Origin of the sequence: Candidatus Kinetoplastibacterium blastocrithidii (ex Strigomonas culicis), assembly GCF_000319245.1 — a bacterium.
GTDB classification, from domain to species: Bacteria; Pseudomonadota; Gammaproteobacteria; order Burkholderiales; family Burkholderiaceae_B; genus Kinetoplastidibacterium; species Kinetoplastidibacterium blastocrithidiae.
Genome location: NC_019814.1, coordinates 346,290 through 361,124 on the forward strand (window position 1 = coordinate 346,290; position 14,835 = coordinate 361,124).

Consider the following 14,835-nt stretch of genomic DNA (forward strand, 5'->3'; position numbering starts at 1 on the left):
ATACATCATGTCTGATTGTTTTTTTAATTTGTGGAGATATATTTGGTAGACTGGCTACAGGATCCAACTGCATTAGTTGGTTTGTTCACTTTGGTCATTCTTGAGGTTGTCTTAGGGATAGATAATTTAGTTTTTATTGCTATTTTAGTAGATAAGCTCCCTCCTGGACAAAGAGACCATGCTAGAATCATTGGTTTAAGTTTTGCTTTAATAGTTCGCATAGTATTTCTATCATGTATGTCTTGGTTATTGACCTTGACTAATCCTCTGTTTCACTTTAGCGTATTTTCTGGACGTGATTTGATCATGTTAACGGGAGGTATTTTGCTCTTGTTTAAAAGCACGGTGGAACTACATGATCGTATAAATGGTAATGTATCTGAAGTAACCGAAGCTCGCGTATATGCAAGTTTCTGGGTTATAGTAGCTCAAATTGTTGTTCTGGATGCTGTTTTTTCATTAGACTCAGTTATAACTGCTATTAGCATGGTTGATCATTTAGCTATTATGATGATAGCTGCAATTATTGCTACTGGTGTTATGATTTTAGCATCTAAACCATTAACTATATTTTTAAATACGCATCCTAGTGTTGTAGTGCTATGCTTGGGTTTCTTGCTCATAATAGGTTTTTCATTAATATCTGAGAGTTTTGGCTATATAGTGCCAAAAGGGTATTTATATGCTGCAATTGGTTTTTCTATTTCTATAGAAGCCTTGAATAATATTTATCGTAGAAATATGTCAAAAATAGATACTAGAAGACCAATGAGAGAGAGAACTGCCGAAGCTGTCTTACGCATGTTAGGCAAAAGAAATATTGTAGATGAAGATTATACATCAATAAATACTACTTCTTTAAATACTAATGATTTTGGGATAGAAGAGCGGAATATGGTTAGTGGTGTTTTAACCTTGGCCGAGAGATCCATATCATCAATTATGACTCCTAGAATTGATATTTCTTGGATCAATATTAATGAAACATCAGATACTATTAGGGAACAGATAATAAACGAGCCGCATAGTTTTTTTCCTGTCTGTGGAGGGTCTCTTGAAGAGGTTGTTGGAATAGGAAGAGCTAAGGAGATGATTATAAACCTAGCAGATTATAATGGAATGTTAAAGTTAGATAGATTGAGAGAACCTGTTATAGTACATGAATCTACTAGCATTATAAAATTAATGGAAATGTTTAAAAGATCAAGAGTTCAGATAGCTCTTGTTGCTGATGAGTTTGGCGAAATAGAGGGATTAGTAACTCCTATAGATGTCCTTGAGGCAATAGCTGGAGAATTTCCTGATGAGGACGAGTCTCCTACAATTATTGAGGACGGTAGAAATAAATGGGTTATAGATGGCTCTGCTGATTTGCATCATGTAGAGCAAGTTTTAGATATTGATTGCTTGATAGATGATTCAAATGATTACTCGACAATGGCAGGTTACTTATTAGCTAATTTTGGCGCATTGCCAAACATAGGCGATACCTGGGAATATATTGTACGTGATAGCGCATTTAAATTTGAAGTTCTAAAATGTGATAATAGAAGGATATCTTTGGTTAGGGTTACTAAGGTATCAACTGATAATTTAATTTGTATAGAAGAGATATAGATTGATAGTTAATGAAGTTATTAATACGGATCAATTTTTAGTTTTGATTAAGGCTTGTTTCCTAGGAATAGTGGAAGGTTTTACGGAGTTTATTCCAGTTTCTAGCACGGCACATTTAATATTTATTGGCAAGTTAATCAGTTTCGATTCTTGTAATGGTATGGTTTTTGAGGTATTCATACAGGTAGGAGCTATATTTTCAGCGATATTTCTATTCAGATTTTACATTGTTGAGATATTATGTGGTGTTATTAGATTAGATGCTAGATATCTGTTATTTTCAGCAAAAATAATATGCTCAACTCTGCCATCTGTTATTATCGGAGCACTGTTAATAAGACACATAAAAAAACTGTTTCTTTGTCCTAATATAATGGCACTATCTCTTATAATAGGAGGTTTTATAATTATAATTGTTGAATACAGAAAAAATATTAATCATGAAAAAACATTATCCCATTATACAGAGATGTACAACATTTCTATTAAGCAGTCTTTATATATTGGTTTTGCGCAATGTATTGCTATGATACCTGGTGTATCTAGATTTGGGGCTACAGTGATAGGAGGAATGCTGTCTGGACTGAGTAGAAGTATTGCTACAAGATATTCATTTATAATAGCCATTCCAACTATGTTAGGAGCGGCTTTATATGACTTGTGGTCTAATATAGATAATTTATCTTATGTTGATTTTTCAAATATTTTTATTGGTTCTTTATCAGCATTTGTTTCTGCTTTTTTCATAGTAAAATACATAGTAAGATTTGTTGAGACAAATACCTACATTGCTTTTGCATTATATAGAATAGCAGTTGGCTTTGCTGTTTTATTTCTTAACTAGAAACTACAGTAGTCTATTTTGTCATTTTTTACTACGATCCATCCTCCTTTGTCTTTTTCTGTGCTGTCATAATTCCAATCTGGCAATACCCATCTCTCACAAATTCTATTTTTTACGATGTAGGTATGTTTTTTCTTAACGTGCGTATGCCCGTGTATCATTTTTGATGGGCAACATATATTCTCAAAATTTTTTTTTACTTCTGATTCAGTTACATTAGCTATTTCTTCTGATTTCTTCTGATTAGCCATTTTACTGTACTCTCGTATTTTTTTTGCAATAATACTTCTTTCAAATAAATTTTTTTGCAAAAAAAAATTTTTCCAATTGTCGCTACGCACCATTGTTCTATATTTTTGGTATTCTATATCATCTATACACAACTCATCACCGTGACTAATAAGGATTTCCTGATGATCATTTTCTAAAATAGTTTGTGGCTCGGTTATTAAATAAGCTCCAGAAATATTAGAGAAGTTCTCTCCGAGTAAAAAATCCCTGTTTCCGGGCAATATGTATATATTGATATAGCTTGAAGCTATTTTTATTGATTTTAGTATGTTAATAAGCCAGCATGGTTTATTTTTTTCTATTAGATCATCACCTATCCAAGCATCAAAAATATCACCTAATAATATTAGATTGCTTGAGCTTGCCGATGCTATCGCCAGCAATTTTTTAAATGCTTTTGAAGTTTTTAATGTGTGCTCAGATAGATGAAAATCTGAAGCTAACCATGTGTCTCCATATGTTTTTAATCTATGAAACAATTTCGATATTCTCGATTACAACATCATCAACAGGAACATCGTTATAGAAGCCTTTATTTGAGGTTTTAATATTATTTATTTTATCGACAATCTCAGATCCTTCTACAACTTTACCAAATACCGCATATCCCCACCCATTCGAAGTAGGTGATTTATAATTAAGGAATTGATTATCAGCAGTATTTATAAAAAATTGTGAAGTAGCAGAATGAGGATCATTAGTTCTTGCCATAGCTATAGTGTATATATTGTTTTTTAGTCCATTATCAGCTTCATTTTCTATAGAGCTTTCTAAATTTTCTTTGTTAGTCATGCTAGGTAGCAATCCACCGCCTTGTATCATAAATCCTTTTATGACTCGATGAAATATTGTTCCATTATAAAATTTTTTATCTATATATTTTAAGAAATTTTCAACTGTTTTCGGGGCTTTTTCTTTATCAAGAAGAATCACTATAATGCCATAATTTGTTTGTATTTTAGCTCTACACATAATCTATAAAATATTAGTTATTATTTACAATTTTTCTACAAAAACTATAGAGGAATGATTCTAGCATATTATGAATAATTAATATAAGAGTTATCTTTTTTTATTATTAGATTATTGATTATATCTATATTATTTCTTGCAGTTTCATATATTGGACAGCATATTATTGACATATTCATATTATAAATTGCCTCATCTTCCAGCCCTTTTTTTAGACAGATAATCGCTAGGTTGTTCCATGGTTCTGGGATTTCTGGATACAAGAGAGTGATATCCTTGTATAGTTCATATGCTTTATCTTGCTTTCCTAGTTCATTCAATATAATTGCTTCTTTAAGAACTAATTGTAAATCTATATTTGATCTGTAATTATTTCTATTTATTTTATTTTTCTTAACTATTTGTAATGCTTTACCGTATTGTTTATTTTTCATTAGAGAGTCAACTTGTTTTTTTATATCAGATTTTGTTTGTTTGATACAACTATTTGAGTTAGCGTTGATTCTTTTTAAGATTTTATCAATAGATAAGTTGATATTCTTGGTGGGCAAATTATTTATATTGCTTTTGCGATTTATATTTGATTTAGTTGTTTGTTGTGTTGTATAGTAGTCTTCAGCTAATGTGGTTTTAGTTAGAGCTATAAGACAGACTACAAGTATCATAATATTCATATTAATGCTGTTTATTTTGTGTTTCACAAATAATAGTCCTTTAATAGGTATTAATGGTTTTTTGTCTTTGTTTACGTTATTTTGCTATATTGGATATAACCACATGAGCATAAATAATACGACAAATAGATTATAGGTCTTTAACTGTTGTGTAGGATATAGGTCTTGTGATCTTAAATATTAGGATTATTTTTAATATACTACTATGTTACAAATATATAATACGTTAACCAGAACTAAGAGTGATTTTAAGCCGATTAATTATAACGTAGTTAACATGTACGTTTGTGGCATGACTGTTTATGATTATTGCCATTTAGGACATGCTAGAATAATGGTAGTTTTTGATATAGTGCAGCGTTGGTTAAGACATATTGGTTTTGATGTAAAATATGTCCGCAATATCACAGACATAGATGATAAAATCATTAATAAATCATTGATGGAGCATAAAAGCATAAAAGAAATTACTGATTTCTATATATCGGCTATGCACATGGATGAGGATGCTTTAAGTATAGAAGCGCCATATAAGGAGCCTAGGGCTACTGGTTATGTAGATGAAATGGTAAACATCATAAAACTACTTGAAAATAAAGATCTTGCTTATAGGACGCCAGATGGCGATGTAAATTTCTCCACCAAGAGTTTTAGTGGGTATGGAAAGTTATCAGGGATGAATCTGACTGAATTAAGATCTGGAAATCGTATTCCTGTAGCTTCTTCTAAGATAGATCCGCTAGACTTTGTTTTATGGAAAGCTTCTAAACAAGATGATCCAAATGATAGCAGATGGATGTCTTGTTATGGGCCGGGTCGTCCCGGTTGGCATATAGAGTGTTCTGCTATGAGTAGTTCCATCTTAGGTAATCCCATTGATATACATGGAGGGGGCCCTGATCTTGTATTTCCACATCATGAGAATGAAATAGCTCAAACTGAGGGGGCTTTTGGTGGTAATCTTGCTAATTTTTGGATGCATTGTGGGCCTTTAATGGTTGATGATTCCAAGATGTCAAAATCGTTGGGCAATTATTACACTATTCGTCAAGCTATAGGTAAAGAATCCTCACCTAATGATTTTCGATATCAGGTTAATCGTCGAGAAGCGGAAATGTTAAGATTTTTTATAATAAGAAGCCATTATCGTAGTAAACAGAACTATACATTCGAGAATCTTGTAGATGCTCAGAATTCTTTAGATAGGTTGTATTTAGCGCTTTTCAATATTGGTTTAAAAGGAGAGTTTAAAGTTGATTGGAGAGATGATGCTTCAGTTGCTTTTAAATCAACTATGAATGATGACTTCAATACGCCTGAAGCCATGGTAATACTTTTTGATTTAGCATCAAAAGTTAATAAAAATAAATGTATTTACAGTGCAAAACAATTAAAATCTTTGGCGGGAACACTGGGTCTTTTATCTCAAGATCCAGCAGTCTATTTTTCTGAGTCTACTAGATATAAAACATCTATGATTTACAATGATTCATCAGATACCATTTCTAAAGAAGATATAGAGGGTTTGATCTACAAAAGAAGTATTTTCAAGAAAAATAATAATTATATAGAAGCTGACAAGATTAGGACAATGCTAAAGGATCATAATATTGAATTAGAAGACAAGATCGATGGCACTACTAATTGGCGTCGTGTCTAATGTAGAGGATTATTAGATAAAAATGCTATACATAAATTCTACTCAGCCTGATTATTGGGAACAAGCAGTTTCAGACTTAAAAAAAAAGGATAGAATATTAAGTAGGATTATTCCATTATATTCAGAAAAAAGGTTTTTATCTTCTGATTCGCCTTTCATAACACTTGCTCATGCCATAATCAGCCAGCAAATATCCAGCAAATTAGCTGGTGTTGTTTGGGATAGATTTGTAAAGATATTTGGTAGGTTGCCTTCCCCTAGGGATCTTATATTTGCTAAAGGAGGGGAGCTGAATAGCATTGGCATTCCTAAAAGAAAAGTTGAATACTTGCATGACCTTGCTTATCATTTTTATGAGAATAAAGTTAGTACTGAAAAATTGATTAACATGGATGACGAATCAATTATTTCTGAGTTATCTTCTATAAAAGGAATAGGGCGCTGGACTGCAGAAATGTTCCTAATTTTTAATTTGCGTCGACCTGATGTCATGCCTCTAGATGATGTTGGTTTAATTAGAGCTATATCAATACATTATTTTAGTGGTGAGCCAGTTTCTCGCTTTGAGGCCAGAGAAGTTTCAGGGGCATGGCGTCCTTGGCGTACTGTTGCTTCTTGGTATTTATGGCGCAGCATAGAGAAGTAGTATGTATAAAATTATTATCTGAAATTTTAATATGCGAAATACATTCCTAGATTTTGAGCGGCCTATAGCAGAATTAGAAGAAAAAATAGAACAGTTGCGGTATGTTCAGGCGGATTCTGCAACAGATATATCCGAAGAAGTAAAAAAATTAAAAAACAAAAGTCAGCAACTAACTAAAGAAATCTATTCAAGTTTAACACCATGGCAGGTTTCTATGGTTGCAAGGCATCCACAACGTCCTCATACAGTTGATTATATAAATGAGTTATTTAGTGATTTTAATGAGCTTCATGGCGATAGAATGTACTCTGATGACCACTCTATAATAGGAGGGCTAGCAAGATTTAATGAAAGATCTTGTATGGTAATAGGTCATCAGAAGGGTAGAGGCACTAAAGAGAGAGCCATGCGTAATTTTGGAATGCCTAAGCCTGAGGGTTATCGGAAAGCATTGCGCTTAATGAGACTTGCAGAGAAATTCAATATTCCTATCTTTACTTTTGTTGATACTCCGGGAGCTTATCCTGGTGTGGGAGCAGAAGAACGTGGTCAATCTGAAGCAATTGGTAGAAGTTTATATGCAATGTCCGAGATAAAAGTTCCTATAATTACTACTATTATAGGAGAGGGCGGGTCAGGTGGGGCTTTGGCTATTGCTGTTGGTAATATAGTTCTAATGTTACAGTATGCTACATATTCTGTTATTTCCCCTGAAGGTTGTGCTTCTATACTTTGGAGAAATTTGGATAAGGCCCAAGAAGCGGCTGAAGCTTTAGCAATAATAGCTCCGAGGTTAAAAAGTTTAGGGTTAATAGACACAATTGTAAAAGAGCCAATGGGCGGAGCTCATAGAGACTATGCTCTTATGTATCAGTCATTAAGCAGTGCTTTAATGAATGCTACTAAGCAGTTACAAGATTTCAGTCCTGATTATTTTGTTAAGCAAAGGCTTAGTAAAATATTATCATTTGGTTCATTTCAGAGGTTATAACAATAAATATGTATGTTGTTCCTGAACATCTTTATAATTCACTGAGATCTTCTTTGCTTAGTTTAGAGGCCCTTCCAAAAAGAATAGCTGTTGGCTTCAGTGGAGGAATGGATTCAGCTATGCTATCCATAGTAGCAACTAAAGTAACTTATGATTTAAATATATCTCTGTTTCTATTTCATATTAATCATTGCTTGCAAGATGATTCTGATTCTTGGTCTAAAAACGCTTGTAATTTGGCTAGTTTACTAAATACTCCTTTTCATGAAAAAAAAATTCATGTAGATCGTAAAAGCAAGCATGGGTTGGAAGCCTCTGCCAGGGATTCCAGATATAAAGCTTTTGATAGCTTGCTAGATTTTTATGAAATCAAACATCTTTTATTAGCTCACCATAAAGATGATCAAGCAGAGACTGTTCTTCTAAGGTTATTACGTGGTTCTGGTATAAAAGGAATGGGAGCCATGAGACATATTTCGATAAAAAATGGTAAGTCATATATTAGGCCTTGGTTAAATATATCAAAGGAAATGATTAGTTCTGAGATGCGTTTATTTTCAAATCTTAATTCTTGGCATCCTATTAATGATCCAACTAATGTAGACATGTCCACGGCAAGGTCTATTATTAGAGCTTGTTTAGCTCCCCAGCTAGATAAATATTGGCCTAGGTGGAGGGATTCTTTATGTAGAAATGCATACCATATGTCTAGTGCCTCAGATGTATTAGAAAATTTAGCTAAATTGGATTTTGATGATATAAAAACCAATAGCAGTAGCTGCTTTAGCCTTTCAAAATGGCGTTCTATTAATTCGACCTATAGAAAGATACAGGTTTTAAGATATTGGTTTTTAGTAAATAATTTGAACATGCCTACAGAGTCGTTTATTAATAATTTATATAGACAGCTTTCTAATTTGCATGCTTTAGGCTATGATAGATTTATGAAATTAAAGTATGGGGCGTATATTATAGTATGCCGCAAGGGATTAGTGTGGGTAGAGTTATCTAAATTAATTAATTATTAATTAATTTAGTAAAAATATTATTTTTTTAATATTTAGAGACAAAATCAATTTATTATTTTACAATATCCGAATTCATAATATTTTTTATTTAGAGTGTTATATGGCTATATTCGTTCATAAGTACGGTGGGACATCTATGGGTTCTGTGGAGCGCATACAAAATGTGGCTCGTCGTATAGCAAAGTGGCATATGGCTGGTCATAAGATTGTAGTTGTTCCGTCAGCTATGTCTGGTGAGACAAATCGTTTGCTTGGGCTTGCTAGAGATATTTCTCCTTTCCCTGATGCCAGGGAATTGGATATGTTAGCTTCCACAGGAGAGCAAGCTAGTAGTGCTTTATTAGCTATAGCTTTACAAAAAGAAGGAGTTTCAGCTAGAAGTTACTCTGGATGGCAAGTCCCAGTAAATACTGATTCTTCTTATACAAAGGCTAGAATTGAATCTATAGATGGCACTAAAGTTCAGAATGACCTATCGCAAGGCAAGGTTGTTGTTATTACAGGATTTCAAGGGGTTGACCAGGATGGAAACATAACCACCTTAGGTAGAGGTGGTTCTGATACGTCTGCGGTGGCCATAGCGGCTGTTTTGAAGGCACAAGAGTGTTTGATATACACTGATGTAGATGGTGTTTACACAACAGATCCTAGAGTGGTCTCGGAGGCTCGGAGACTTCCTCAAATTTCTTTTGAGGAAATGTTAGAAATGGCATCCCTTGGTTCTAAAGTGCTACAGATAAGATCTGTAGAGTTTGCTGGTAAGTATAGTGTTCCTACCAGGGTTCTTTCTTCATTGACAGACCCTCTTATTTCACTTGAAACAGAAATGAGCTCGGGCACATTAATTAATTTTGAGGAAGATGGAAAAATGGAATCTGCTGTAGTTTCTGGTATTGCTTTTAGTCGTGATGAAGCTAAGATTACCGTATTATCTGTTCCTGACACACCTGGTATTGCTCACTCAATTCTTGGTTCAGTGGCAGCTGCCAATATAGAGGTTGATATGATTCTTCAGAATCAATCTGTTTCTGGAGCCACTGATTTTTCGTTTACTGTAAGTCGCAATGATTTTAAGCATGCTGTTGATGTTTTGAGGGATCAAGTTATCCCTGTCGTTAAAGCAAAAGATTTAGCTGTTGACGAAAAGGTAGCTAAGGTTTCTATAGTGGGTGTTGGTATGCGATCTCATGTGGGCGTGGCTAGTTTAATGTTTAAGACTTTAGCGCAAGAAGGCATAAATATTAAAATGATTAGTACTAGTGAGATAAAGACATCTGTTATCATAGACGATAAGTATATGGAGTTGGCTGTAAGAGCGCTTCATAAGGCATTTGATCTTGATAAGTAGATAAATTGTTAAAAAGTGGAGGCATGCCCGAGTGGCTGAAGGGGCTCCCCTGCTAAGGGAGTGTGTGGCTAAAACTGCATCGTGAGTTCGAATCTCACTGCCTCCGCCAGTTTTTTATTACTATTTAAAGTTTTAGTTATATAGTTTTATTGCAGATATTTTTAAAATAATATAGAATTGTCAACTGTTGATTTTATATTATCAATTGCGCCCGTAGCTCAGTTGGATTAGAGTACTTGGCTACGAACCAAGGGGTCGTGGGTTCAAATCCTGCCGGGCGCGCCAAATCTTGCTTACAACACTTAAAGACTTAAAGCATTTCATGGATTTTTATTTATAGCAATGTGCATAAAGTATTATGGCGTCTGTTCTGTCAATAATTAATTTAATGATATCCTGTTTTTAATGCATCGATGAAGGGTCTTCTAGAAATTCAGGTATGCTTAGCACTTCTATTTCATCATTCTGCAAAGACTGATGCTCTTCCTTTGTAACAGTGCCTTTTATTGCTCGTTTTTCCGCATCGCCATTATTAATCTTCCTAGCTTCTTCTGCAAAATTAGGCCCTACATTCTCTGCTTCTTTCAATATCTTGCGTATTGTTTTTATGATATTTATTTGCGTTTCTAGGATATTAACTTTTCCTGATGATTTATCTATTTTTTTATTATTCGCGTCAGGACTTAATTTTGTATTTACATAAGGCGCTGACACTAGTTTAGTGATTTTATTGGAAGAACAAAACGGACATTCTATCATCTTTCTAGAATGTTGATCATCGAATTCATAATGAGATGAAAACCATCCTTCAAAAGTATGCCCGTATTCACATTGCAAATCAAAAACTTTAACTGTCATATTCTTATAATAATATATTTAATTTACTAAACGTTTATATTCATTAGTTCTAGTGTCAATTTCTATATTGTCATCTATTTTACAAAACAATGGCACATTAATTTCATAACCAGTGCTTATTTTAGCAGGTTTTGTTACTTTCCCAGAAGTGTCTCCTCTAACTGCTGGTTCAGTATATGTGATTTTTCTTACTATTGTATTAGGAAGTTCTATAGATATTGCCTTTCCTTCATAAAATACAACCTCTGCTTGCATGCCATCTTGCAAGTACTTAAGAGAGTCCCCCATGCTTTCTTTTTCTATTTCATGTTGATTAAAGTCCTCGTCCATAAAAACATACATAGGATCGTTAAAATAGGAATAAGTACATTCTTTGCGATCAAGTTGTATTAGATCAAATTTTTCGTCAGCCTTATATACAGATTCACTTACTGATCCTATCAATAGGTTTTTAAATTTCATTCTAACAACAGCAGAATTTCTGCCTGACTTATTATATTCTGTTTTTTGTACAACTAATGGTTCTCCAGAGACCATTACGACATTGCCAATCCTTAGTTCTTGAGCAGTTTTCATTTATATTCAAATCCCTAATTTCATTTCTGTTTTATTTAAATAACTTTGGCATACAGGCATAGAATGCTATAGAAAATGATGTAAGCAACAGCGATAGTATTTCCAATTCAAATTAAAGATACTATCTTTGTTTTTGTTGACTTGTACAAAATTCTACCAGGTTTTTACCAAGTGATTTATTGGATATCTGTTTTTCAGAGATTATTCTAGAATAATCTTTCCATGAATTCCAATTTTCTTTAGACATTGCTTTTTCAATAGCATTTATTAAGCCTTCTTCTCCAAAATTATTCCATGAATACATTACCTTTTTTATTGTAACAGGAAAGCTATTTAAATTTAACCATGATTTTAGTTTATCTATATGAGTATTGTTCTCTTGTTTGTATATGTTCCAAATTAGTGGGTTTCCAGATAATAGGGCCCGCACAAAAGAATCTTCTCCTCGTATGAAATTTATATCCATACAACAGATTAATTTATCGAAGCTATCTTGATCTATAAAAGGGATTAAAACTAATTTTAAATTATTAGTGCTATTAGCATTAATAAACAGGGACTGATCATTCGCTATTAAAACTATTTTCTTATTAAGAAGTTTCATGCTTCTTATAAGATCATTGACTGGAGCATCTGGGTAACAAAACAATAAACAGAAAAGAAATTCTGATCTTTTATGTTTTATTCCAAGACTTTTTAAAAAATCTTCTTGATTATAAATAGATTCTTTTAGAGATTTCTTGTTTTTCAAAAAATCTTGTTCAACAATTAATCCGCCAGTTTTACTTGTAAAACCTGGAAAGAAGAAAGTTTTCTTTAGTCCATTAGATAGATTTGATGATAGGAGATGACAGTCTTCTACCCATTGTTCAGCACTAAGATACTCTATATTAATCCAAATAAATCTTCTTATATCTAGCAGCATTATTTTTTTAAATGCATTTGGGATGTCGCAAGAAAATGTTTCTAGTATAATATCACTCGGAGTAAGTGAATTTTCTAAACTAACATTCCATTTCATTATATTAATATCTTGAACTATTTGACTATTTGCGCTTATGTCTAATGTTTTTTCTATGCAAGAAAAAGCACAAAGATCATCAACTATCAGGCGAATCGACCATTTGTACTCACAAGATAAATGCTTAGCCAGTCTCCAGCAAAAACCTATATCACCATAATTATCTATAATTTTGCAAAAAATATCAGCTTCCATATTTATATAATCTATATTAATCTTTATAAAATGACACATTGGGAACATTAATTAAATACTTATGTTGTTTTTAAATTTTATCTAATCAAAAAATATATTGACATTTTTCTCATTAAGCGCGAGAATTCTTCTTCTGCAACTGACAAACAAATTGTCAGAGCTGAGCTCTTTAACAATAAACAATCGATAATTGTGGGTACTTGATGCTAGTTTTAGTATGTAATATTTTACATTTAGCTAATTAGATAAAAGTACTCAATAATGTACATGGTCTTAGAGTAATACTCTAAGAACCCGTTCATTTTTTGGGTAGCGACGTATTCTAGGTCTAAATCAGACTTAAATTACGTGTAAAAATACAGAGATTAAACTGAAGAGTTTGATCCTGGCTCAGATTGAACGCTAGCGGAATGCTTTACACATGCAAGTCGAACGGCAGCACGGACTTCGGTTTGGTGGCGAGTGGCGGACGGGTGAGTAATATATCGGAACGTGCCCAGTAGTGGGGGATAACTACGCGAAAGCGTAGCTAATACCGCATATTCCCTAAGGGGGAAAGCGGGGGATCTTCGGACCTCGCGCTATTGGATCGGCCGATACCGGATTAGCTAGTTGGTGAGGTAATAGCTCACCAAGGCAACGATCCGTAGCTGGTCTGAGAGGACGACCAGCCACACTGGGACTGAGACACGGCCCAGACTCCTACGGGAGGCAGCAGTGGGGAATTTTGGACAATGGGGGGAACCCTGATCCAGCCATTCCGCGTGTGCGATGAAGGCCTTAGGGTTGTAAAGCACTTTTGGCAGGGAAGAAACAGTGTTGGATAATACCCAGCATGAATGACGGTACCTGCAGAATAAGCACCGGCTAACTACGTGCCAGCAGCCGCGGTAATACGTAGGGTGCAAGCGTTAATCGGAATTACTGGGCGTAAAGAGTGCGCAGGCGGTTCGGAAAGAAGGATGTGAAATCCCAGGGCTTAACCTTGGAACTGCATTTTTAACTACCGAACTAGAGTGTGTCAGAGGGAGGTGGAATTCCGCATGTAGCAGTGAAATGCGTAGATATGCGGAGGAACACCGATGGCGAAGGCAGCCTCCTGGGATAACACTGACGCTCATGCACGAAAGCGTGGGGAGCAAACAGGATTAGATACCCTGGTAGTCCACGCCCTAAACGATGTCAACTAGCTGTTGGGACCTTCGGGTCTTAGTGGCGCAGCTAACGCGTGAAGTTGACCGCCTGGGGAGTACGGTCGCAAGATTAAAACTCAAAGGAATTGACGGGGACCCGCACAAGCGGTGGATGATGTGGATTAATTCGATGCAACGCGAAAAACCTTACCTACCCTTGACATGTCTAGAATCCCGAAGAGATTTGGGAGTGCTTGAAAAAGAACTAGAACACAGGTGCTGCATGGCTGTCGTCAGCTCGTGTCGTGAGATGTTGGGTTAAGTCCCGCAACGAGCGCAACCCTTGTCATTAGTTGCTACGAAAGGGCACTCTAATGAAACTGCCGGTGACAAACCGGAGGAAGGTGGGGATGATGTCAAGTCCTCATGGCCCTTATGGGTAGGGCTTCACACGTCATACAATGGTCGGGACAGAGGGTCGCCAACCCGCGAGGGGGAGCTAATCCCAGAAACCCGATCGTAGTCCGGATCGTAGTCTGCAACTCGACTACGTGAAGTCGGAATCGCTAGTAATCGCAGATCAGCATGCTGCGGTGAATACGTTCTCGGGTCTTGTACACACCGCCCGTCACACCATGGGAGTGGGTTTTACCAGAAGTAGTTAGCCTAACCGAAAGGAGGGCGATTACCACGGTAGGATTCATGACTGGGGTGAAGTCGTAACAAGGTAGCCGTATCGGAAGGTGCGGCTGGATCACCTCCTTTAAGAGCATTGAAACTATGCATTAAGTATCCGCAATTATCGGTTGTTAAAATAGCTGTGATTGTTAGTAAGCGCTGGTTATGACAGATTTTATATTGGTTTTGCATTGTATAGTGCAGTCGGTATAGGTATGGGTCTGTAGCTCAGCTGGTTAGAGCACCGTCTTGATAAGGCGGGGGTCGTTGGTTCAAGTCCAACTAGACCCACCATTAATGTTT

The 14,835-nt window shown here is 35.1% G+C and carries 13 protein-coding genes, 3 tRNA genes and 1 rRNA gene; 11 read left to right on the forward strand and 6 right to left on the reverse strand.

Annotation, left to right across the window (positions count from 1 at the left end):
* Positions 1-36 precede the first annotated feature (36 nt).
* A complete protein-coding gene (locus tag CKBE_RS01705; protein ID WP_148283567.1) occupies positions 37-1,617 on the forward strand; it encodes a TerC family protein in 1,581 nt (526 codons plus the stop codon).
* A 1-nt stretch (position 1,618) separates the two neighbouring features.
* Entirely contained in the window at positions 1,619-2,461 is an 843-nt protein-coding gene (locus tag CKBE_RS01710) for an undecaprenyl-diphosphate phosphatase (protein ID WP_015237875.1), read from the forward strand.
* On the opposite strand, the gene CKBE_RS01715 is transcribed toward CKBE_RS01710, so the two are convergent.
* The 3 genes from CKBE_RS01715 to CKBE_RS01725 all read right to left on the reverse strand — a co-directional run bounded on the left by CKBE_RS01715 (position 2,458) and on the right by CKBE_RS01725 (position 4,398).
* Positions 2,458-3,231 (reverse strand): UDP-2,3-diacylglucosamine diphosphatase, encoded by a 774-nt coding sequence (locus CKBE_RS01715; protein ID WP_015237876.1) that lies wholly within the window; start codon positions 3,229-3,231, stop codon positions 2,458-2,460. The two genes, CKBE_RS01710 and CKBE_RS01715, sit on opposite strands and share 4 nt — an antisense overlap.
* A complete protein-coding gene (locus CKBE_RS01720; RefSeq protein ID WP_015237877.1) occupies positions 3,221-3,724 on the reverse strand; it encodes a peptidylprolyl isomerase in 504 nt (167 codons plus the stop codon). Before CKBE_RS01720 ends, CKBE_RS01715 begins: the two co-directional genes overlap by 11 nt.
* 68 nt (positions 3,725-3,792) lie before the next feature.
* Positions 3,793-4,398, reverse strand: a complete 606-nt coding sequence (locus CKBE_RS01725; protein ID WP_015389978.1) for a tetratricopeptide repeat protein — start codon at positions 4,396-4,398, stop codon at positions 3,793-3,795.
* A 205-nt stretch (positions 4,399-4,603) separates the two neighbouring features.
* On the opposite strand from CKBE_RS01725, the gene cysS reads away from it, so the two are divergent.
* The 7 genes from cysS to CKBE_RS01760 all read left to right on the forward strand — a co-directional run bounded on the left by cysS (position 4,604) and on the right by CKBE_RS01760 (position 10,356).
* Positions 4,604-6,058 carry a cysteine--tRNA ligase gene (gene cysS, locus CKBE_RS01730; protein ID WP_015389979.1) on the forward strand — a complete coding sequence of 485 codons (1,455 nt, stop codon included), beginning with the start codon at positions 4,604-4,606 and terminating at the stop codon, positions 6,056-6,058.
* A 22-nt stretch (positions 6,059-6,080) separates the two neighbouring features.
* Positions 6,081-6,704 (forward strand): DNA-3-methyladenine glycosylase family protein, encoded by a 624-nt coding sequence (locus tag CKBE_RS01735; RefSeq protein WP_015237880.1) that lies wholly within the window; start codon positions 6,081-6,083, stop codon positions 6,702-6,704.
* 31 nt (positions 6,705-6,735) lie between these two features.
* Positions 6,736-7,695, forward strand: a complete 960-nt coding sequence (locus CKBE_RS01740) for an acetyl-CoA carboxylase carboxyltransferase subunit alpha (RefSeq protein WP_015237881.1) — start codon at positions 6,736-6,738, stop codon at positions 7,693-7,695.
* Positions 7,696-7,703: 8 nt separating this feature from the next.
* Entirely contained in the window at positions 7,704-8,723 is a 1,020-nt protein-coding gene (tilS, locus tag CKBE_RS01745; RefSeq protein WP_015237882.1) for a tRNA lysidine(34) synthetase TilS, read from the forward strand.
* A gap of 100 nt (positions 8,724-8,823) precedes the next feature.
* Positions 8,824-10,071 carry an aspartate kinase gene (locus tag CKBE_RS01750; RefSeq protein WP_015237883.1) on the forward strand — a complete coding sequence of 416 codons (1,248 nt, stop codon included), beginning with the start codon at positions 8,824-8,826 and terminating at the stop codon, positions 10,069-10,071.
* A 17-nt stretch (positions 10,072-10,088) separates the two neighbouring features.
* A tRNA-Ser gene (locus tag CKBE_RS01755) sits at positions 10,089-10,180 on the forward strand.
* 98 nt (positions 10,181-10,278) lie between these two features.
* Positions 10,279-10,356, forward strand: a tRNA-Arg gene (locus tag CKBE_RS01760).
* 117 nt (positions 10,357-10,473) lie between these two features.
* On the opposite strand, the gene CKBE_RS01765 is transcribed toward CKBE_RS01760, so the two are convergent.
* The 3 genes from CKBE_RS01765 to earP all read right to left on the reverse strand — a co-directional run bounded on the left by CKBE_RS01765 (position 10,474) and on the right by earP (position 12,721).
* Entirely contained in the window at positions 10,474-10,929 is a 456-nt protein-coding gene (locus CKBE_RS01765; protein ID WP_015237884.1) for a DUF1178 family protein, read from the reverse strand.
* 18 nt (positions 10,930-10,947) lie between these two features.
* Positions 10,948-11,505: an elongation factor P gene (gene efp, locus CKBE_RS01770; RefSeq protein WP_015237885.1), complete on the reverse strand. Its 558-nt coding sequence runs from the start codon at positions 11,503-11,505 to the stop codon at positions 10,948-10,950.
* A 121-nt stretch (positions 11,506-11,626) separates the two neighbouring features.
* Positions 11,627-12,721 carry an elongation factor P maturation arginine rhamnosyltransferase EarP gene (earP, locus tag CKBE_RS01775; protein WP_015237886.1) on the reverse strand — a complete coding sequence of 365 codons (1,095 nt, stop codon included), beginning with the start codon at positions 12,719-12,721 and terminating at the stop codon, positions 11,627-11,629.
* Positions 12,722-13,088: 367 nt separating this feature from the next.
* On the opposite strand from earP, the gene CKBE_RS01780 reads away from it, so the two are divergent.
* Both CKBE_RS01780 and CKBE_RS01785 read left to right on the forward strand, forming a co-directional pair.
* Positions 13,089-14,619: ribosomal RNA gene (locus CKBE_RS01780) — 16S ribosomal RNA — on the forward strand.
* 130 nt (positions 14,620-14,749) lie between these two features.
* Positions 14,750-14,826: transfer RNA gene (locus CKBE_RS01785), tRNA-Ile, on the forward strand.
* Positions 14,827-14,835: the final 9 nt, after the last annotated feature.

Excerpts from the sequence above, each read along its gene's own strand:
- CKBE_RS01765 (WP_015237884.1), bottom strand. The coding sequence starts at position 10,929 with ATGACAGTTAAAGTTTTTGATTTGCAATGTGAATACGGGCATACTTTT.
- cysS (WP_015389979.1), top strand. The coding sequence starts at position 4,604 with ATGTTACAAATATATAATACGTTAACCAGAACTAAGAGTGATTTTAAG.
- tilS (WP_015237882.1), top strand. The coding sequence starts at position 7,704 with ATGTATGTTGTTCCTGAACATCTTTATAATTCACTGAGATCTTCTTTG.
- CKBE_RS01725 (WP_015389978.1), bottom strand. The coding sequence starts at position 4,398 with ATGAATATTATGATACTTGTAGTCTGTCTTATAGCTCTAACTAAAACC.
- earP (WP_015237886.1), bottom strand. The coding sequence starts at position 12,721 with ATGGAAGCTGATATTTTTTGCAAAATTATAGATAATTATGGTGATATA.
- CKBE_RS01735 (WP_015237880.1), top strand. The coding sequence starts at position 6,081 with ATGCTATACATAAATTCTACTCAGCCTGATTATTGGGAACAAGCAGTT.
- CKBE_RS01740 (WP_015237881.1), top strand. The coding sequence starts at position 6,736 with ATGCGAAATACATTCCTAGATTTTGAGCGGCCTATAGCAGAATTAGAA.
- CKBE_RS01750 (WP_015237883.1), top strand. The coding sequence starts at position 8,824 with ATGGCTATATTCGTTCATAAGTACGGTGGGACATCTATGGGTTCTGTG.
- efp (WP_015237885.1), bottom strand. The coding sequence starts at position 11,505 with ATGAAAACTGCTCAAGAACTAAGGATTGGCAATGTCGTAATGGTCTCT.
- CKBE_RS01720 (WP_015237877.1), bottom strand. The coding sequence starts at position 3,724 with ATGTGTAGAGCTAAAATACAAACAAATTATGGCATTATAGTGATTCTT.